Origin of the sequence: Pseudomonas sp. NPDC096925, assembly GCF_044762545.1 — a bacterium.
Classification (GTDB): Bacteria; Pseudomonadota; Gammaproteobacteria; order Pseudomonadales; family Pseudomonadaceae; genus Aquipseudomonas.
This window is the reverse complement of sequence record NZ_JBIWEM010000004.1, coordinates 383,963-404,130: the sequence shown is the minus strand read 5'-3', so window position 1 is coordinate 404,130 and position 20,168 is coordinate 383,963. Positions and strand designations below refer to the sequence as shown.

Annotated in this window: 16 protein-coding genes; 12 read left to right on the top strand and 4 right to left on the bottom strand. The window is 63.2% G+C overall.

Annotation, left to right across the window (positions count from 1 at the left end; genetic code table 11):
- Positions 1-66: 66 nt before the first annotated feature.
- Entirely contained in the window at positions 67-537 is a 471-nt protein-coding gene (gene ybaK / locus ACIQYU_RS15610; protein WP_016488787.1) for a Cys-tRNA(Pro) deacylase, read from the bottom strand.
- Positions 538-840: 303 nt separating this feature from the next.
- On the opposite strand from ybaK, the gene ACIQYU_RS15605 reads away from it, so the two are divergent.
- The 4 genes from ACIQYU_RS15605 to glpD all read left to right on the top strand — a co-directional run bounded on the left by ACIQYU_RS15605 (position 841) and on the right by glpD (position 6,024).
- Positions 841-1,692 carry an MIP/aquaporin family protein gene (locus ACIQYU_RS15605; protein ID WP_063913144.1) on the top strand — a complete coding sequence of 284 codons (852 nt, stop codon included), beginning with the start codon at positions 841-843 and terminating at the stop codon, positions 1,690-1,692.
- Positions 1,693-1,743: 51 nt separating this feature from the next.
- Positions 1,744-3,243: a glycerol kinase GlpK gene (glpK, locus tag ACIQYU_RS15600; protein WP_402800680.1), complete on the top strand. Its 1,500-nt coding sequence runs from the start codon at positions 1,744-1,746 to the stop codon at positions 3,241-3,243.
- 244 nt (positions 3,244-3,487) lie between these two features.
- On the top strand, positions 3,488-4,243 hold the full coding sequence (gene glpR / locus ACIQYU_RS15595; RefSeq protein ID WP_207832945.1) for a DNA-binding transcriptional repressor GlpR: 756 nt from the start codon (positions 3,488-3,490) through the stop codon (positions 4,241-4,243).
- A gap of 242 nt (positions 4,244-4,485) precedes the next feature.
- On the top strand, positions 4,486-6,024 hold the full coding sequence (gene glpD, locus ACIQYU_RS15590) for a glycerol-3-phosphate dehydrogenase (protein WP_402800696.1): 1,539 nt from the start codon (positions 4,486-4,488) through the stop codon (positions 6,022-6,024).
- Positions 6,025-6,067: 43 nt separating this feature from the next.
- Here glpD and ACIQYU_RS15585 read toward each other — a convergent pair whose 3' ends face one another.
- Positions 6,068-10,051: an NEL-type E3 ubiquitin ligase domain-containing protein gene (locus ACIQYU_RS15585; protein ID WP_402800677.1), complete on the bottom strand. Its 3,984-nt coding sequence runs from the start codon at positions 10,049-10,051 to the stop codon at positions 6,068-6,070.
- Positions 10,052-10,544: 493 nt separating this feature from the next.
- On the opposite strand from ACIQYU_RS15585, the gene ACIQYU_RS15580 reads away from it, so the two are divergent.
- From ACIQYU_RS15580 to ACIQYU_RS15550, 7 genes are all read left to right on the top strand, one after another.
- Entirely contained in the window at positions 10,545-11,462 is a 918-nt protein-coding gene (locus tag ACIQYU_RS15580) for a glutamate/aspartate ABC transporter substrate-binding protein (protein ID WP_025340398.1), read from the top strand.
- A 142-nt stretch (positions 11,463-11,604) separates the two neighbouring features.
- On the top strand, positions 11,605-12,351 hold the full coding sequence (locus ACIQYU_RS15575) for an amino acid ABC transporter permease (protein ID WP_063913147.1): 747 nt from the start codon (positions 11,605-11,607) through the stop codon (positions 12,349-12,351).
- On the top strand, positions 12,352-13,023 hold the full coding sequence (locus ACIQYU_RS15570) for an amino acid ABC transporter permease (RefSeq protein WP_047595781.1): 672 nt from the start codon (positions 12,352-12,354) through the stop codon (positions 13,021-13,023).
- Positions 13,020-13,754, top strand: coding sequence for an amino acid ABC transporter ATP-binding protein (locus ACIQYU_RS15565; RefSeq protein WP_003258023.1), 735 nt, complete (start codon positions 13,020-13,022; stop codon positions 13,752-13,754). Before ACIQYU_RS15570 ends, ACIQYU_RS15565 begins: the two co-directional genes overlap by 4 nt.
- Before the next feature lie 73 nt (positions 13,755-13,827).
- Complete coding sequence (locus ACIQYU_RS15560; RefSeq protein ID WP_207832950.1) at positions 13,828-15,732, top strand: ATP-binding protein; 1,905 nt, start codon at positions 13,828-13,830, stop codon at positions 15,730-15,732.
- On the top strand, positions 15,729-17,057 hold the full coding sequence (locus ACIQYU_RS15555) for a sigma-54 dependent transcriptional regulator (protein ID WP_013973972.1): 1,329 nt from the start codon (positions 15,729-15,731) through the stop codon (positions 17,055-17,057). Before ACIQYU_RS15560 ends, ACIQYU_RS15555 begins: the two co-directional genes overlap by 4 nt.
- Before the next feature lie 26 nt (positions 17,058-17,083).
- Positions 17,084-17,419 carry a GlpM family protein gene (locus ACIQYU_RS15550; protein WP_025754578.1) on the top strand — a complete coding sequence of 112 codons (336 nt, stop codon included), beginning with the start codon at positions 17,084-17,086 and terminating at the stop codon, positions 17,417-17,419.
- A 99-nt stretch (positions 17,420-17,518) separates the two neighbouring features.
- Here the strand turns inward: ACIQYU_RS15550 and ACIQYU_RS15545 are convergent, their stop codons facing one another.
- A complete protein-coding gene (locus ACIQYU_RS15545) occupies positions 17,519-18,514 on the bottom strand; it encodes an alpha/beta fold hydrolase (RefSeq protein WP_233687019.1) in 996 nt (331 codons plus the stop codon).
- A gap of 196 nt (positions 18,515-18,710) precedes the next feature.
- Here ACIQYU_RS15545 and metR point away from each other — a divergent pair, with 196 nt between their 5' ends.
- Positions 18,711-19,628 (top strand): transcriptional regulator MetR, encoded by a 918-nt coding sequence (gene metR / locus ACIQYU_RS15540; protein WP_207832952.1) that lies wholly within the window; start codon positions 18,711-18,713, stop codon positions 19,626-19,628.
- On the opposite strand, the gene ACIQYU_RS15535 is transcribed toward metR, so the two are convergent.
- Complete coding sequence (locus tag ACIQYU_RS15535; RefSeq protein WP_233687020.1) at positions 19,612-20,025, bottom strand: NUDIX domain-containing protein; 414 nt, start codon at positions 20,023-20,025, stop codon at positions 19,612-19,614. The genes metR and ACIQYU_RS15535 overlap by 17 nt on opposite strands.
- Positions 20,026-20,168 lie beyond the last annotated feature (143 nt).

Here is a 20,168-nt window from a genome sequence, read left to right as displayed (position 1 = left end):
GGCGGCGTTGTACCTGTGGGAGCGGCCTTGAGTCGCGAAAGGGCTGCAAAGCAGCCCCGAAAATTCTCAGCCCCGCCCGATCCCGGCAAACTTGCCCTGGGTATGCTCGGCCAATACCGCTGCCGCCAACTCCACCTCCAGCCCACGCCGCCCGGCGCTGACATGGATGGTTGCAAAGTTCTGTGCCGAGTCATCGATAAAGGTGCGCAGGCGCTTCTTCTGCCCCAACGGGCTGATCCCTCCCACCAGGTACCCCGTGGCCCGCTGCGCCGCCGCCGGGTCGGCCATCTCGCACTTTTTCACCCCGGCAGCATGGGCCAGGGCCTTGAGGTCCAGCGTGCCCACCACAGGCACCACCGCCACCAGCAACTCCCCCTTCTCGCTGCTCGCCAGCAAGGTCTTGAACACCTGCTGCGGGTCGAGACCGAGCTTTTCCGCAGCCTCAAGACCATATGACGCCGACTTGGGGTCATGTTCGTAACTGTGCACACGATGCTCGGCGCGGTGCTTCTTCAACAGGTCTAGGGCGGGGGTCATGCAGGGGCTCCGGTCGGGGACGGCTCGGTGGCTACTTTAGGATAATTCCCACATCGCAGCCAGCGCACAGCAAGCGCACCCCTCTAGTACGCGGATCCGCACCGGAAATCAGCAGCCAGCTCGTGACCGACCGTTCACTTTCGACCTTTGACATCAGCGTTTCTTGTCTATATTTTTTCGTTTCTGAATAAATGGTGCACTTTTAAGGTGCATTTCCTACATCTGCCTGGGGTCAATGGGGATAGACTCCAGGCTTTGCTGTCGAGCGCCACGCGCCTCACAACAAAAAAAACGAGGTCATACATGACGACTGCTCTACGCCAACCCACGCTGTCCAGCCAATGCCTGGCCGAGTTCCTCGGTACTGCACTGCTCATCTTCTTCGGTACCGGCTGCGTCGCCGCGCTCAAGGTCGCGGGCGCCAGCTTCGGCCTGTGGGAAATCAGTATCATCTGGGGCGTGGGCGTCAGCATGGCGATCTACCTCACCGCCGGCATTTCCGGCGCGCACCTGAACCCGGCGGTGAGCATCGCCCTCACCCTGTTCGCCGGTTTCGACAAGCGCAAGCTGCCCTTCTACATGCTGGCCCAGGTATGCGGCGCGTTCTGTGGCGCAGCGTTGGTCTACACCCTGTACAGCAACCTGTTCTTCGATTTCGAACAGGCCCACGCCATGTTGCGCGGTAGCGAAGCCAGCCTGGAGCTGGCCTCGGTGTTCTCCACCTATCCGCACCCGTCGCTGTCCACCGGCCAGGCGTTCCTGGTCGAAGTGGTCATCACCGCCATCCTGATGGCCGTGATCATGGCCCTGACCGACGACAACAACGGCCTGCCGCGCGGCGCCATGGCCCCGCTGCTGATCGGCCTGTTGATCGCCGTGATCGGCAGCGCAATGGGCCCGTTGACCGGCTTTGCCATGAACCCGGCCCGCGATTTCGGGCCAAAACTCATGACCTTCCTGGCCGGTTGGGGCGAAATCGCCTTCACTGGCGGTCGGGACATGCCTTATTTCCTGGTTCCGGTGTTCGCACCGATCCTTGGCGCCTGCCTGGGGGCCGCGACCTATCGCGGCCTGATCGCCCGCAACCTGCCAATGGCAGCCGCCGTGAACCCTGAGACAAATGACAATCGCCAGGGCGATACTCAAGTCAATTGACGCCGGCATCAAGCCCAGCCCTGAACCCCTATTTTCGCAAGGCCTACGACCATGACAGACACCCAGGATAAGAACTACATCATCGCCCTGGACCAGGGCACCACCAGTTCGCGGGCCATCATTTTCGACCGCGACGCCAATGTGGTGGGTACCTCCCAGCGCGAGTTTGCCCAGCACTACCCGCAGGCAGGCTGGGTCGAGCATGACCCGATGGAAATCTTCGCCACACAGAGCGCGACCATGGTCGAGGCCCTGGCCCAGGCGGGTATCAGCCACGCCCAGGTCGCCGCGCTGGGTATCACCAACCAGCGTGAAACCACCGTGGTGTGGGACAAGGAAACCGGTCGCCCGGTGTACAACGCCATCGTCTGGCAGTGCCGCCGCAGCACCGAGATCTGCGCCCAGCTCAAGCGCGACGGCCATGAAGACTACATTCGCGAAACCACCGGCCTGGTCACCGACCCGTACTTCTCCGGCACCAAGCTGAAATGGATCCTCGACAACGTCGAGGGCGCCCGCGAACGCGCCGAGCGCGGCGAGCTGCTGTTCGGCACCATCGATACCTGGCTGATCTGGAAGTTCTCCGGAGGCAAGGTGCATGTCACCGATTACACCAACGCCTCGCGCACGCTGATGTTCAACATCCACAGCCTGCAGTGGGACGACAAGCTCCTGGAAATCCTCGGCATCCCACGGCAGATGCTGCCCGAGGTACGCCCTTCCTCCGAGGTCTACGGCCACACCAAGAGCGGCATCGCCATTGCCGGTATCGCCGGCGACCAGCAGTCGGCGCTGTTTGGCCAGATGTGCGTGGAGCCGGGCCAGGCCAAGAACACCTACGGCACCGGTTGCTTCCTGCTGATGAACACCGGCGACCAGGCGGTGAAGTCATCCCATGGCCTGCTCACCACCATCGCTTGCGGTCCGCGGGGCGAAGTGGCCTATGCCCTGGAGGGCGCTGTGTTCAACGGTGGCTCTACCGTGCAGTGGCTGCGTGACGAGCTGAAGATCATCAACGACGCCCTGGATACCGAATACTTCGCCAGCAAGGTCAAGGACAGCAACGGCGTATACCTGGTGCCCGCCTTCACCGGCCTGGGCGCTCCTTACTGGGACCCGTATGCCCGCGGCGCGCTGTTCGGCCTGACCCGTGGCGTTAAGGTGGACCACATTATCCGCGCGGCACTGGAGTCGATCGCCTACCAGACCCGGGATGTGCTCGACGCCATGCAGCAGGACTGCGGCCAGCGCCTGTCCGCGCTGCGTGTGGACGGCGGTGCGGTGGCCAACAACTTCCTCATGCAGTTCCAGGCCGACATCCTCGGCACCTGCGTGGAGCGGCCGAAGATGCGCGAGACCACGGCATTGGGCGCAGCCTATCTGGCGGGCCTTGCCTGTGGCTTCTGGAGCGGTCTGGACGAGCTGCGCGACAAGGCGATCATCGAACGCGAATTCAGCCCACAGCTGGACGAAGCGCAGAAAGAGAAGTTGTATGCCGGCTGGAAAAAAGCGGTCGAGCGTACCCGTGACTGGGAAGATCACGAGGCCTGATCCCCGGCGCGAAAGCATGCCCAAATCCTGTGGGAGCGGCGTTACCCTTGAAGATGACACCGGCTGCGCCGGTGTTCGCGGCTAAAGCCGCTCCCACAGGGACCAGTGCAAGCTTCCGGGTTTTGTGGATGACGGGCGCCGCGGCAGGGACCGCGTGAAACAGCAGGCCCGTTAGTCTACTGGTCGTAGTCCGCGTCCTACGGCATCATTGCAGCATTTGTCCGGCAGCCCCAAAGGACCGCCCATGAATCTGCCCCCTCGCCAACAACAAATCCTCGAACTGGTGCGTGAACGCGGTTACGTCAGTATCGAAGAAATGGCGCAGCTGTTCGTCGTCACGCCACAGACTATCCGCCGTGATATCAACCAACTGGCCGAGCTCAACCTGTTGCGCCGTTACCACGGTGGCGCCGCCTACGACTCGAGCATCGAGAACACCGCCTACGCCATGCGTGCCGACCAGATGCGCGACGAAAAGCAACGCATCGCCGAAGCCGTAGCCCAGCAGATTCCCGACCATGCTTCGGTGTTCATCAACATTGGCACGACCACCGAGTCCATTGCCCGGGCGCTGCTCAACCATAATCACCTGAAGGTCATCACCAATAACCTGCACGTGGCCGCAATCCTTGCCGCCAAGGACGATTTCGAAGTGCTGGTGGCGGGAGGCACGGTGCGTCGTGATGGCGGCGTGGTCGGCCAGGCCAGTGTCGACTTCATCAACCAGTTCAAGGTCGACTTCGCCCTGGTGGGCATCAGTGGCATCGACGAAGACGGTAGCCTGCTCGATTTCGACTATCAGGAAGTACGGGTATCCCAGGCGATCATCGCCAATGCCAGGCAAGTGATCCTTGCCGCCGACTCCAGCAAATTCGGGCGCAACGCCATGGTGCGCATGGGCTCGATCAGCATGGTCGACTGCCTTGTGACCGACCAGGCGCCAGCCCCCGCCCTCACCCAGTTGCTCAACCAGTACAAGATTCGGCTTGAGGTGGTGTGAGGGCTGACAGGCGCATGCCACAGGTTTTGTAGCGCCTGCGAGATCGCGCGGCGCTCGATCTCACAGGCGCCTCACCTTTCACACCGATCACCCGAAATTTTCGTAAATGTTCACTTCATTGTCATCTGATCAGTTTTTTCTATAAAGACTGGCTGGCGACCGGCTTTCTGTTGCGCTAATATTTTCGAAAACGAACATCAATGTTCATAATCGATATGAACAGCTACCAGGAGGCCTTGCCCGTGTCCAAGCCCGTTTCGTCCCAGCCCCCACTCGCTGACTGCTATGACCTCGCTGTGATCGGCGGCGGCATCAATGGCGTGGGCATCGCTGCCGATGCGGCCGGCCGCGGCCTCAAAGTGTTCCTGTGCGAAAAGGATGACCTCGCCCAGCACACCTCGTCGGCCAGCAGCAAGTTGATCCACGGCGGCCTGCGCTACCTGGAGCACTACGAGTTCCGCCTGGTGCGTGAAGCGCTGGCCGAGCGCGAAGTGTTGCTGGCCAAAGCCCCGCACATCGTCAAGCCCATGCGCTTCGTGCTACCGCACCGCCCGCACCTGCGCCCGGCCTGGATGATTCGCGCCGGCCTGTTCCTGTATGACCACCTGGGCAAACGCAAACGCCTGGGCGCCTCGCGCAGCCTGCGCTTTGGCCCCGGCTACCCGCTCAAGCCAGAGATCACCCGTGGTTTCGAATATGCCGACTGCGCGGTGGACGATGCGCGCCTTGTCATACTCAATGCCATGGCCGCCCGTGAAAACGGCGCGCACATCCGCACCCGCACTCGTTGCTTGCGCGCAGAGCGCAGCGAAGGGGTCTGGCAAGTCGAGCTGCAGCACGCCGATGGCAGCCTGCAGACCATCCGCGCTCGCGCCCTGGTCAATGCGGCCGGCCCGTGGGTAGCCAGTTTCATCAAGGATGACCTCAAGCTCGATGCGCCCTATGGCATCCGCCTGATCCAGGGCAGCCACTTGATCGTGCCGCGCCTGTACGAGGGGGAACACGCCTACATCCTGCAGAACGAAGACCAGCGCATCGTCTTCTGCATTCCCTACCTCGACCGCTTCACCCTGATCGGCACGACCGACCGCGAATACACCGGCGACCCAGCCAAGGTGGCGATCACCGACCAGGAAACCGACTACCTGTTGAAAGTGGTCAACGCGCATTTCAACCATCAACTGGGCCGCAGCGATATCCTGCACACCTATTCGGGCGTCCGCCCGCTGTGCAACGACGAATCCGACAACCCATCGGCAGTAACTCGCGACTACACCCTGGCGTTGTCCGCCGGGGAAGGCCAGGCACCGTTGCTCTCGGTGTTCGGCGGCAAGCTGACCACCTACCGCAAGCTGGCCGAGTCAGCCATGGCCGAGCTCAAGCCGTACTTCCCGCAAATGCGCGGCAGCTGGACAGCCAGCTCGCCACTGCCGGGCGGCGAACGGATGACCACCGTGCAAGCCTTGGTCGATGCCGTGCTGGCCCGTTGCGGATGGCTGCCGGTCGATATCGCCAAGCGCTGGGCTCTGACTTACGGCAGCCGCGTATGGCAGTTGCTCGAGGGTGTGCAAGGGCCGCAGGACCTGGGGCAGTCCATCGGTGGCGGGTTGTTCGCTCATGAAGTGGACTACCTCATGCGGGAAGAATGGGCCATGAGCGCGGACGACATCCTCTGGCGTCGCACCAAGCTCGGCCTGTTCACCAGCGTCACGGAGCAAGAAGCGCTGATTGAGTACCTTCGCCACAAGCAGGCAACCCAGGCCGCAACTCGCGCGGCCTGACATGCCAGGGTAGCCAGCCCGCAACGCGGATGGCCACCCTGCCTCACTCGGCAAAGCGCCTCCACGCCTCCTCGGCCAGTGCCCGCAGCAACTCACGCTCGGCCGCTTCCAGCTCATGCATCAGCTCGTCGGCTTTTTGCAGGTAGAGCTGCTCGCTGGCGCTTGCAGCTTGCGCCTCATACTCGGCCAGGCGCTGGTGGTAAGGCTCCGCAAGCTGCTCGAACCGTTCGGCGTACCGCCGCCTTGCGTAGTCCACCCAGAACGGCCTCTGCGCCAGGGCCTGCTGAATGGCCTGAGGCGTCTCGGTTTCCAGTACCTCCAGTCGAGCTTCGACCAGTTCGGCGTCCGTTATATTGGCATATGACGCGTAATGCATGTCCTCGACATGGATCGGCAATTCAAGCGCCTGCGCCAGCTGGTTACGGAACAACAGCCTGACCTCGATTTCATCGACCCGGTCAATGGCACCTGCGCGCATGCGCTGCACATGCCGGGCTGCGATCGCGTCCACCAGATCCAGCCGGTAAAGCTGGCGCCCCAGCCGCACCAGGCTTTGTTCCATCATGGCCGGTGGTACACCGGTGACACCCTGCTGTACCAGCACACCGACTTCCAGCTGATTCAATATCAACAGCAAACGGTCTTCACAACTGCGCGGCCCCCCGACCTCGCGGAACAACTGCTCGCGCACCACTTCGCTCTGCTCACAGGCATCCAGGATGCGCCATATGCGCCGACGGTAGTGGCCCGGGTGTTCCGTAAAATCGTCCCCCTGGCTCAGATCAGCCAGAAACCGGAACAGGTCGCGCGACCCGACCTCCTGCTGCAACCGATCCCAGGTCGCCTCGCGCTGCCTGCGCAGCGCCGGGTCACGGGTTTGCGTCCACAGCTCGCGGACCTCCACACTGGCTTCACGATGCTTGTAGGAGGTGCTTCCTCGGGTGCCCGGGATTGTGCCGACATGCGCACGGTCGAGCTGCTCATGGCTGGCCCGGCTCAACGGGTTGTCATGCAGCTCGATTCGCGCCAGTCGCAAGTTCAGCCCTTGCATTTCCCGCTGCAGTTCGCGAATCCGGTTTTCTCGTGCGTCAATCAACGCTCTCCAGGAGGCGCGTGCCAGCAACTCCTCCAAATCCACCAACTCGGTCGCACGCAGATGCAGTTGCCGCACATGACGCAAACCTGACAGGTCCGGCGCCTGGCGTAGCGGATTGAAACTCAGCTCGATCGTATCCAGCAACGTTAGCTGGGCAAAGCGATGATTGGCTTCGGCGTTGATCACGATCTGGTTACGTGCAAGGTTCAGGCGGCGCAGGTGTACCAGCCTTTCTATTCCCGGCGGCACCTGAGTGAGGCGGTTTTCGCTCAGGTCCAGTTCGACCAGGTTGGGGAAGCGATGGAGAAAATCCGCTTCGATGCTCGCCAGGTTCATATTGCGCAGGACCAACCGTTGCACATGCGCAAATTCGAGCCCCGCAGGCAGCGACGGCAGCTCACCGACATGCTCGCCATCGATTACCAGCTCGTATTCGTCATTGGCATCCACCAGCTTGCGCCGCCAGCTGCGACGCAAGGTTTCGGCGACCCGACGGCGCCTCACGGCATCGGCAGGTGTTCGCCATTGGCCTTGCCATTCGCTCAAGGCCTGCCGCAGCTCCGCAAGCTGGCGTTGCAGCAGCTGGTAGTGATCCCAGAGACTATGGCCTTGCGCCCGCACAGCGTTCAGATAAGCCTGCAGCTGCAACTCGCTGAGCGTCGGAAAGATCTGGTGAATCCCGCGCCTGATCGCTTGCTGGCTGCTCTCCCCACCGCCGCTGAGCCTGTAGCCCAGGCGTCCGTCGCCAAAGCGCCTGGGCAGATGGATGCCTTCACCCGATGGCGCCAAGCCAATCAGCCGGCCAGCCAGTTCGCGATCGGCACTGGCTGCTTCCATCAACCAGTCACGTAGTTGCCTGGCATCGAGGCTACTAGAGCCCAGTGCGACCTTCTGCTCTTCGTCCAGGCATTGCACCACCACCTTCAGCAACGACTGGCCAGCACCCTCCGTGTTCGCACCATCGCCCTTGTCGAGGCGGTAACCTGCCCCGCTCCTCACGATGACCCTGGCCTGGGCTTTCGACTCGGGATGACTGGCAAACTGCACGCGACCATTGCGGCTGCCCGAGCGCAGCTCCACAGGGTGCGAAGAGGGCCATGGCGCCTTCTTCGCAACCAGCCCCATCACCAACTGCTCGCTGTCTGCGTTGATCATGCCATGCAAGCGCATGCCGAGGCAGGCCTTGTCCAGACGGCTGTCCCGAGCATACCGGCGCGCCCGTTCAGCCATGCTCAGCGGCAGGCGCCCGGTGGTACGGAAGCTTTCCAGTTGAGCAGTGCTGGTGTGCCTGATGATTTCCGCAGCCCCATGAGGCGTCAGGCCCTTGAACGCCTGCATCAGAATCACCTGGTCTGAATCAAGGGGTTCGCTCAGGGCGGCGAACGCCTCCTCGAACAATGGGCCTTCAAGCCCGGCTGAACTGCGATGCAGGCCTATGCGCTCATGCATGTCCTGGATCCGTGCCGGGACCGGCGCCAGCTCTACGCACAGGCGCCGCAGCTCATCGGTGCCGTAGCCGGTGACAGCCACAAGCGTGCGCGCATCATCCTCCAGCACACTGCCGAGCGTTTGTGGGGCGAGAGCTTGCAATAGCGCTGCAGGACTTTGCTCCACGTGCGCATGCGTGCTGCCGTGCCTGAGCTTCACCTTGCCCCCTGCGGCCAGTCCAGGTTCCAGCGCATCGACAAACGGAATGCGCGGCAATACATGCATGGTCCCGGAAACCGCCCCGGCCAGTGCCAGGTTCTCGGCAACGCTGAACAGGTGAGCCAGCGCTGCTTGGCGATCCCCTAATCGCCAGGCCTCATAGCCTTCGTAGACCTCGTCCAGCAACTGTGCGGCGTTGATCACCAGCAGCACCTCGCCCAGCGTGGGTATGAAAAAAGCCGCCATCCCCAACAGGTCCAGCCCTGCGGACAGCATCTGCTGCAACCGCTGCTGCCTGCTCTGGCGATCTTCATCATCCGTGGGCACGGCAATGAAACGCGCATCGTCGAAGATCCTGGCCATCTGCTGCGCCTGGACGTGGGCGAACACATCACCCGTGACGGGCAGGTTTCGGCCGTCGAGCTGCAGCGGCGAACCAGGGGCGGATGCTGCAAGCAGACTGGTCAACGCCTGGGTGAATCCGTTGCAGTCGCGTGCCTTGATGAACCGCTCGAAAAACCGGCGGAACGAGGGCGCACGCAAGCGCATGCCCATGTCCTGGTAGGCATCCTGCCAACTATCGTAGTGACGGATGGCTTTTTCAGGGTCATCAGGCACCCACAGGATGATTTCGTCGATCACATCGCTGCCGGCCACTCGCCATTCGAAGGCGATTACACCGATGATGCACTTGCCAAGCAAATAGAGCTGACGCGCAATCAGAGTGCCGTTGGCACCATCCTTTCCATTCTGCGAGGTGAAACATGACAGCAATCGCCGCAGGTCCGCTTCGTCCATATGCCCCTTGATCCTGGCCTCGTACAGCGAAGCTTCCAGGCGGGTGCGCTGGCAGTCCTGGAAAAGCTGCTCGATTTCCTTGCGCGCCTGATCCCTGGGTTGACCACGGCCCGACTTGGGCTGCAGCACATTCTTCAGCAGTGCCTGATAGCCCGCACCAACATCCAGGCTGCGGCACAACGCGGCAAAATGCTCGAACGAAAGGGGCAAGGCTACGCCTTGGGCGCCGACCAGCTTTGCCTTGCGCAACAGCCAAGGCCGGGTTTCCTGGTCCTGGAAGTTGTGCAAAGCCGCCGCCAGCAAACTGTGCTGTGACTTGTAGGTTACCGTGGGTTGATACAGTTTCTCGGCGGCCGAAGGCAGTTTGAACTGCTCTTCGATCAAGACGAACGCCTGCCGAGGATCGACCTGCTCCAGCCCCGCGTCGCGCAAGGCCGTTTCCAGCCGCGCCAGGGCAAACGTCTCGATCGAAGGAACAGGCTGCATTACCTGGCGCAAACGCTCGGCGCAGGCCTGCTGGGCTGACAAGGCCTGGCGAAAGGCCCGCGCATGCGCAACCTCGGCATTGACGAGCCATGAAGGTAGTTGTCGCGCTATCAAGTGATCGACAGAGGTTTGGGCGAAGGAATGAATGGCAGCCACAGAGGGATCTCCAGTCTGGAAAGCCCGGATGTGAGCACGTGCGTTGATCCACCCCGCGGTAAATATGTCGAGCTTGATACAGCTCGCCGATCAGCCATTCGGGTTTCCGAACGCCATCCCGGCATTCGTTCGGAAACCCGTCACGACACAGCGAGCCTGCAGCATGAAAAATCGCTTGTATCCCTCGGAATATGCGACGTTATGATCGATATCAGGGCTTGGCACGACTCATGCTCTACACTTGGTAGCCGAATGCACTCGCTTCTTGCGGTATTCGTTGAACGAAAGAGTCCGCCAACGGCTCCATAAAAAAAACAAACACGTCGAGGAAAATTTGATGCGTATCGTTCGTCAATTGCTGGGCGCCGCCATCGCGGCCGCTGTGATCGCTTCGCCGGCCATGGCCGAAGAACTGACCGGCACCCTGAAGAAGATCAAGGATTCGGGCACCATCACCCTGGGCCACCGCGACTCCTCCATCCCGTTTTCCTACCTGGCCGGCAAGCCCGAGCCCGTGGGCTACTCGCATGACATCCAGCTGGCTGTCGTCGACGCCCTGAAGAAGCAACTGGGTACGGACATCAAGGTCCGCTACAACCTGGTCACTTCCCAGACCCGCATCCCGCTGGTGCAGAACGGCACCGTGGACCTCGAGTGCGGCTCCACCACCAACAACGTCGAGCGCCAGCAGCAGGTCGGTTTCTCGGTCGGCATCTTCGAAGTCGGTACCCGCCTGCTGACCAAGGTCAAGGACGGTCAGCCAGCATACAAGGACTTCCCGGACCTGGCCGGCAAGAACGTGGTGACCACCGCCGGTACCACCTCCGAGCGCATCCTCAAGGCGATGAACGCCGACAAGCAGATGAAGATGAACGTGATTTCCGCCAAGGACCACGGTGAAGCCTTCAACATGCTCGAAAGCGGCCGCGCCGTGGCCTTCATGATGGACGACGCCCTGCTCGCCGGCGAAATGGCCAAGGCGCGCAAGCCATCGGACTGGGTCATCACCGGTACCCCACAGTCGTACGAAATCTACGGCTGCATGGTGCGCAAGGATGACGCCGCCTTCAAGAAAGCGGTCGATGACGCCATCGTCGGTTACTTCAAGTCGGGCGAAGTCAACAAGAGCTACGACAAGTGGTTCCAGCAACCAATCCCGCCAAAGGGCCTGAACCTGCAGTTCCCGATGAGCGACGAGCTGAAGAAACTGATCGCCGAGCCGACCGACAAGGCCGCGGACGAGAAGAAGTCCTGATCCCCAGCCAGTGGCCTGCTGCGCTGCAACGCGCGAATTAAACCTGCAGGCCACCTGTTAGTGTCTAACCTTTCATCCGAGGGCCTTACGCCCTCGGATGCTGGAAGGTGCCCGTGAAACAACCGTCTGAGGGGAAATCCCGATGAATTACAACTGGGACTGGGGCGTGTTCTTCAAGTCCACCGGCGTGGGCAGCGAAACCTATCTGGACTGGTACGTCACCGGTCTGGGCTGGACCATCGCCATCGCCATCACCGCCTGGATCATCGCCTTGCTGCTGGGTTCGCTCCTCGGCGTCATGCGCACCGTGCCGAACCGTGTGGTAGCAGGTATCGCCACTGCCTACGTGGAGCTGTTCCGCAACGTGCCGCTGCTGGTGCAGCTGTTCATCTGGTACTTCCTGGTGCCGGACCTGCTGCCAGAAGGCCTGCAGGAATGGTTCAAGCAGGACCTCAACCCGACCACCTCGGCGCTGATCAGCGTGGTCATCTGCCTGGGCCTGTTCACCGCCGCCCGCGTGTGCGAACAGGTGCGTACCGGCATCCAGGCGCTGCCCCGCGGCCAGGAAGCCGCCGCCCGCGCCATGGGCTTCAGCCTGTCGCAGATCTACACCAACGTGCTGCTGCCGCAAGCCTACCGGATCATCATTCCGCCGCTCACTTCGGAATTCCTGAACGTGTTCAAGAACTCGTCGGTGGCGTCGCTGATCGGCCTGATGGAACTGCTGGCGCAGACCAAGCAGACCGCCGAATTCTCGGCCAACCTGTTCGAGGCCTTCACCCTGGCCACGCTGATCTACTTCACCCTGAACATGGGCCTGATGCTGCTGATGCGCATGGTCGAGAAGAAAGTCTCGGTGCCCGGCCTGATTTCCGTAGGGGGCAAATAAATGGACATGGATTTCAGCGAAATCATCCCGGCCCTGCCTGCCCTGTGGGAAGGCATGGTCATGACCCTGCAGCTGATGGTCATGGGCGTGGTCGGCGGCATCGTCCTGGGGACCATCCTGGCTTTGATGCGCCTGTCGTCGAGCAAGCTGCTGTCGAACGTGGCCGGTGCCTACGTCAACTACTTCCGCTCGATCCCGCTGCTGCTGGTAATCACCTGGTTCTACCTGGCGGTACCGTTCGTGCTGCGCTGGATCACCGGCGAGGACACCCCGGTGGGTGCCTTCACCTCCTGCGTGGTGGCATTCATGATGTTCGAGGCCGCGTACTTCTGCGAAATCGTCCGCGCCGGTGTGCAGTCGATCTCCAAGGGCCAGATGGGCGCCGCCCAGGCCCTGGGCATGACCTACGGCCAGACCATGCGCCTGATCATCCTGCCCCAGGCCTTCCGCAAGATGACCCCGCTGCTGCTGCAGCAGAGCATCATCCTGTTCCAGGACACCTCGCTGGTATACACCGTGGGCCTGGTGGACTTCCTCAACTCGGCACGCTCCAACGGCGACATCATCGGGCGCTCCCATGAGTTCCTGATCTTCGCCGGTGTCGTGTACTTCCTCATCAGCTTCTCCGCTTCGTGGCTGGTCAAGCGTCTGCAAAAAAGGATCGCCGTATGATTTCCATCAAGAACGTCAACAAGTGGTACGGGGACTTCCAGGTACTGACCGACTGCAGCACCGAGGTCAAGAAGGGTGAAGTGGTGGTGGTATGTGGCCCGTCGGGCTCGGGCAAGTCCACCCTGATCAAGTGTGTCAACGCCCTGGAGCCGTTCCAGAAAGGTGACATCGTGGTCGACGGCACCTCGATTGCCGACCCCAAGACCAACCTGCCCAAGCTGCGTTCGCGCGTTGGCATGGTGTTCCAGCACTTCGAGCTGTTCCCGCACCTGTCCATCACCGAGAACCTGACCATTGCCCAGCGCAAGGTGCTCGGCCGCAGCGAAGCGGAAGCGACCAAGAAGGGCCTGGCCCTGCTCGACCGCGTCGGCCTCGGTGCCCACGCCAAGAAGCACCCCGGCCAGCTGTCCGGCGGCCAGCAGCAGCGCGTGGCCATCGCCCGCGCCCTGTCGATGGATCCGATCGTCATGCTGTTCGACGAACCGACCTCGGCGCTGGACCCGGAAATGGTCAACGAAGTACTGGACGTGATGGTCGAGCTGGCCCACGAGGGCATGACCATGATGTGCGTGACCCATGAAATGGGCTTCGCCCGCAAGGTGGCCAACCGCGTGATCTTCATGGACAAGGGCAACATCATCGAGGATTGCCAGAAGGAAGACTTCTTCGGCAACCCGAGCGCCCGCCACGAACGTACCCAGCACTTCCTCAGCAAGATCCTGCAGCACTGATTTTGCTTCACTGAAGCGGTCGGCGCCGCTGCCCTTTCGGGCAGCAGGCGCTGGTCGTGACAAGGCCACTGTGATGAAATGCGATCCTTCGCTTCTTCTCCCTGCCAAGCCTGCCGTGAAATCCCGCCTCCTCCGCCAATTGCTGTTGCCGCCACTGATCATCCTGCTGATGGTCGGCCTGGGCATGGCTGGCTACCTGATCAGCGAGAGCAACGGCATCCGCACCCTCAGCGAAAACGGCGAGCGCCAGCTGGAGCTGCACGCGCGCACGGTCGAGAGCGAAATCAGCAAGTACACCTACCTGCCGAGCCTGCTGGAGCTGGAAGACAGCGTCTCGCACCTGCTCACCGACCCTGACGGCGGCTCGCGGCAGACCGTCAACGAATACCTCGAAGGCCTGAACCGGCGCAGTCGCAGCCGGGCCATCTTCGTCCTCGACACCAACGGCCGGGTCCAGGCCACCAGCAACTGGCGCGATGCCGACTCGTTCCTCGGCGAGGACCTGTCGTTCCGGGCCTACTTCCAGACCGCCGTGCGCGGCGAGCCCGGGCGTTTCTACGGTATCGGCAGCACCACCGGCGAGGCCGGCTATTACCTGGCCCATGGCCTGGAAGAGCACGGCAAGATCATTGGCGTGGCGGTGATCAAAGTGCGCCTGGACACCCTCGAGGAGCGCTGGCAGCGTGCCCGCCTGGAGGCGTTCGTCAGCGACGAGAACGGCATCATCATCCTCTCCAGCGACCCGGCCCGGCGCCTGAAGTCGGTACGCCCGCTGACCCCGCAAATCAAGGAGCGCCTGGCCCGAAGCCTGCAGTACTACTGGTGGCCGCTGAACGAGCTGCAACCCCTGGCCCGGGAAACCCTGGCCGATGGCGTGGAAAAGCTGACCTTCCCGGCCAACAGCGAAACCGCACAGGGCAAGGCCCACGAAGTGGCCTACCTGGCCCAGACCCGGCGCCTGGCCGATACACCCTGGCACTTCACCCTGCTGACCCCGCTGCAGGACCTGCGCCGCGAATCCATGGTGCAAGGCATCCTGGTGGGCGTGGCCTTCGCCTTGTTGGCGATCCTCGGCATCGCCTGGAACGAACGGCGCAAGGTCATCGCCACCCGCCTGGCAGCCCGCGAGGCCCTGCAGGAAGCCAACAGTCAGCTGGAGCGACGGATCGCCGAACGCACGGCCGACCTGCGCGCCAGCAACGAACGCCTGAAGGGCCAGATTCGCGAGCGCCGGCATGCCGAGCAAACCCTGCGCCACGCCCAGGATGAGCTGGTACAGGCCGGCAAGCTGGCCGCCATCGGGCAGATGTCGACCAGCATCGCCCACGAACTGAACCAGCCGCTGGCCGCGCTGCGCACCCTGTCCGGCAATACCGTGCGCTTCCTCGAACGCGGGGCGCTGGAAACCGCCAGCACCAACCTGCGCACCATGAACGACCTGATTGACCGCATGGGCCGTATCACCGCCAGCCTGCGCTCGTTCGCCCGGCGCGCTGACGACAGCGGCCAGGCCTCGCTGGCCAAGGCGGTGGACGCAACCCTGCAGGTGCTGGCCAACCGCATCAGCGCCTGCCACCTGCAGTTGCACAATCAGTTCGAGGACCAGCAACTGGCCATCGACCAGACCCGCCTGGAGCAGATCCTGGTCAACCTGATCGGCAACGCCCTGGATGCCATGGCCGCCCAGCCACTGCCGCAGCTGTGGCTGGAAGGCGAGCTGCAGGGCGACAAGTACCGTTTGCAGGTGCGCGACAATGGCCACGGCATCGACGCCGAGGCGCGCAAGCACCTGTTCGAACCTTTCTTCACCACCAAACCGGGCGAACACGGCCTGGGCCTGGGCCTGACCCTGTCGGCGAGCCTTGCCGCCGCCGCCAAGGGCAGCCTCAACGTCGAGCACCCCGCCAGCGGCGGCACGGCCTTCGTCCTGGCCCTGCCGCTGGTATCACCCCCTAGCGAATCGGCAGAGCACCCATGAACCAAGCGCCTCTTACCGTCCTGATCGTCGAAGACGACCCGCATGTGCTGCTCGGCTGCCAGCAGGCGCTGGCCCTGGAAGACATCGCCTGTGAAGGCGTGGGCAGCGCCGAGCAAGCGCTGGAACGCATCGGCGACGACTTCGCCGGCATCGTCGTCAGCGATATCCGCCTGCCGGGCATCGATGGCCTGGAGCTGCTCAACCGCCTCAAGGCCCGCGACCGCAGCCTGCCGGTGGTGCTGATCACCGGCCACGGCGATATCGACATGGCGGTCGGCGCCATGCGCAATGGCGCCTACGACTTCATGGAAAAGCCCTTCTCCCCGGAGCGCCTGGTCGACGTGGTGCGCCGCGCCCTTGAACAGCGCGGGCTGTCGCGCGAAGTGGTGGCCCTGCGCCGCCAGTTGGCCGAGCAAAGCAGCCTGGAGGGGCGCATCATTGGCCGCTCGCCAGCCATGGAGCACCTGCGCGAACTGATCGCCAACGTTGCCGATACCTCGGCCAACGTGTTGATCGAAGGCGAGACCGGTACCGGCAAGGAACTGGTCGCCCGCTGCCTGCACGACTTCAGCCGCCGCCAGGGCCAGCCGTTCGTGGCGCTGAACTGTGGCGGCCTGCCGGAAAACCTGTTCGAAAGCGAGATTTTCGGCCACGAAGCCAACGCCTTCACCGGCGCCGGCAAACGCCGCATCGGCAAGATCGAACACGCCAACGGCGGCACGCTGTTCCTCGACGAAGTGGAGAGCATGCCGATCAACCTGCAGATCAAGCTGTTGCGCGTGCTGCAGGAGCGCACCCTGGAGCGGCTGGGCTCGAACCAGAGCATTCCGGTGGACTGCCGGGTCATCGCCGCCACCAAGTCCGACCTGGATGCCATGGGCCAGAGCGGCCAGTTCCGCAGCGACCTGTATTACCGGCTGAACGTGGTAACCCTGGAGCTGCCGCCGCTGCGCGAGCGCCGCGAAGACATCCTGCAGCTGTTCGAACACTTCCTGCAGCAGTCTGCCCTGCGCTTCGACCGTGAAACACCTGCCCTGGACAGCCAGACCCTGTCGCGCCTGATGGCCCACGACTGGCCGGGCAACGTGCGTGAGCTGCGCAACGTCGCCGAACGCTATGCCCTCGGCCTGCCGGCGTTCAAGAAAGGCCCCAGCGGTGGTGCCAGCCAAGGTCTGGGCTTTGCCGAGGCGGTGGAAGCGTTCGAGCGCAACCTGCTCAGCGACGCCCTGCAACGCACTGGCGGCAACCTGAGCCAGGCCAGCCAGGAGCTGGGCATGGCCAAGACCACGCTGTTCGACAAAGTAAAAAAATACGGCCTCGGCTGACCTCAAACCCAACCTGGAAAGACAACGTGGACCTGGTATTCAAAGCGGCCCTTGGCGCTGGCGTGGTGCTGCTGCTGGCGGTGCTGTCGAAGACGCGCAATTACTACATCGCCGGGCTGGTGCCGCTGTTCCCTACCTTCGCCCTGATTGCCCATTACATCGTCGGCAAAGGGCGCAGCATTGCCGACCTGAAGACCACCATCCTGTTCGGCATGTGGTCGATCATTCCGTACTTCGTGTACCTGGCGACCTTGTATGTGCTGGTCGACCGCCTGCGCCTGGAGGCATCGCTGGCACTGGCCACGGTGGCCTGGCTGATGGCCGCGACCGTGCTGGTGACCTTGTGGGTGCGGATGCACTGATCGGAATCGGCGCTGGCCTCTTCGCGGGTAAACCCGCTCCCACAGGTTCCTCACATTGCCTGAGGTCTGTGCCGTACCCGTGAAGAGGCCAACGCGGATTCAGAGCCCTGCGATATGCGTGACATCCTGCCGATGCGCCTGCAGGTAGGGCAACACAGCCCCCAGCAGCGGCGCCTTGAACGGCTCCTGGAAGCGGTGCGCCAACCCCGGTATCAAACGCAACTGGCTACCTTGAATATGTGCCGCAAGGTGCACGCCATGCATTACCGGCAGCAATGGGTCGGCCGTACCATGCACCACCAATGTCGGCACCCTCAACCGGTTCAATAGCTCGACGCGGCTCGGCTCGGCCAGGATTGCCATGATCTGGCGCTTGGCCCCGTCAGGGTTGAACGCCCGGTCGTAGGCCACGGCCGCCTGCTGCAGCAAGGCTGCACGGTCGTCATGCACCTCGGGGCTGCCCAGCGCCGCCAGCAGGTCGGCCTGCTGTTCGATGGCCACTTTGCGGTTCGGCGCGCTGCGCCGGGCCAGCAGTTGCACCAGCGCCGGATCCGGCGCCGGCAACCCCGCCGCCCCTGAACTGGACATGACCAGCGTCAGGCTGCGCACGCGCTCGGGCGCCATGGCCGCCAGGTGCTGGGCAATCATGCCGCCCATGCTCACCCCCAGCACGTGGAACTGGCGCACGCCCAACGCATCCATCAGGCGCAGACCATCGTCCGCCATGTCGGTCAGCGTATAAGGCGCAACCACCGGCAGGCCCAGTTTGTAGCGCAGCAATTCGACCGTCAGGTTGGCCGACGGTGGCAACTGGCTCCAGCGTGACAGGCCGACATCGCGGTTGTCATAGCGGATCACCCGAAAGCCCTGGCGGCACAATGCCTCGACCACATCGTCCGGCCAGTGGATCAGCTGCCCGCCCAGGCCCATCACCAGCAGCAAGGCAGGGTCGCGTGGCGCACCGACACTCTGGTACACCAGGCTGACCGCCCCCAGCTCGGCCCGCTGCACCGGCACCTGGGCGTCACAACGCTGTTCAGCGAAACTCGCAGGTACGCCGAATACACAGAAAAGAAAAAGCCAAAAAGCCCGCATGAAAGAAACACCAGAATGCAGATCCCCAGTAGAGCGCGAGTCTGATGAATTCTGTTCGGGCGCGCTGCCACAGTTCAGTGACAGTTTGATGACTCCCGCCAGGCGGTGCGACCGAACGCCCAGTCGACAGGCGCGGCAACATGAGGGAAACTCAACTCATTCCCTGTTTCCTCAAATCCACACCCCGGAGTCAGCTGTGCTGGAGATCCGTCACCTGAAAACCCTTCATGCCCTGCGCGAGGCCGACAGCCTGGTGGAGGCTGCCGAGCGCCTGCACCTGACCCAGTCGGCGCTGTCGCACCAGTTCAAGGAGCTGGAAGAGCGCCTGGGCCTGCCGCTGTTCGTACGCAAGACCAAGCCGATCCGCTTCACCAGCGCCGGGCTACGCCTGCTGCAACTGGCCGATGCCACCCTGCCGCTGCTGCGCAGCGCCGAACGAGACATCGCGCGCCTGGCCGGTGGCACCGCCGGGCGCCTGCACATGGCCATCGAATGCCACAGCTGCTTCCAGTGGCTGATGCCGACCATCGACCAGTTCCGCGATGCCTGGCCGGAAGTGGAGCTGGACCTGGCCTCAGGCTTTGCCTTTGCCCCGCTGCCGGCCCTGGCCCGCGGCGACCTCGACCTGGTGGTGACCTCCGACCCGCTGGACCTTGCGGGCATCACCTACGTACCGCTGTTCACCTACGAGGCGATGCTGGCGGTGGCCAACCAGCATCCGTTGGCCAGCAAACCCTACATCGTGCCGCAGGACCTGCTCGACCAGACCCTGATCACCTACCCGGTGGAGCGCGATCGCCTGGACATCTTCACCCGCTTCCTGGAGCCGGCCGACATAGAGCCGGCCGCCGTGCGCACGTCGGAGCTGACGGTGATGATGATGCAACTGGTGGCCAGCGGCCGTGGCGTTTGCGGCATGCCGCACTGGGCGCTGCACGAGTACAGCTCGCGCGGGTATGTGAAGGGCAAGCGCCTGGGCGAGAAAGGCCTGTTCGCCACGCTTTACGCCGCCGTGCGCACCGACATGCTCGATGCGCCGTACATGCGCGACTTCTTGCTGACAGCCAAGGACACCTCGTTCGCCACCCTCGATGGTGTCAGCGCGGTGCGCTGACGGCCTGGCGGTACAGCGGCAGGATCAGATCGCGGGTCAGGGGAGCCAGGTGCATGGCGGGTACCTGGTCAGCGGCCAGCCAAACCACCTCTTCGATCTCCGCGGCCGGGCGCACGGCGGCGGCGCTGTCGACACGGAACAGTTCGGCCTGTACCTCGAAGCCCGGCTCGTTGGCGGCCGGGGCGCTGAACTGGCCCAGGTGCACGGCCTGGGCCGGGTCGAGGTGCAGGCCCAGTTCCTCATGCAGCTCGCGCACCAGCGCCTGCAGCGGGGATTCGCCAGCATCGATCTTGCCGCCAGGTTGCATGAAGGCCTGGGTGCCGCGCTTGCGAACCAGCAAGGTGCGGCCCTGGGGGTCGATCAGCAGGGCGGCGGCGATGCGGATGGTCTTGGGCATGGGCTGGGCTCACTTGAAACAATGGCCGGGGAGGATCCCATGGGGGTCCTGACCTGACAAGGCCAGTGTTTCCTGTGCCGGCCCTTTCGCGGGCACGCCCGCTCCCACAAGTCCTGCGCAGCACCTGTGGGAGCGGGCATGCC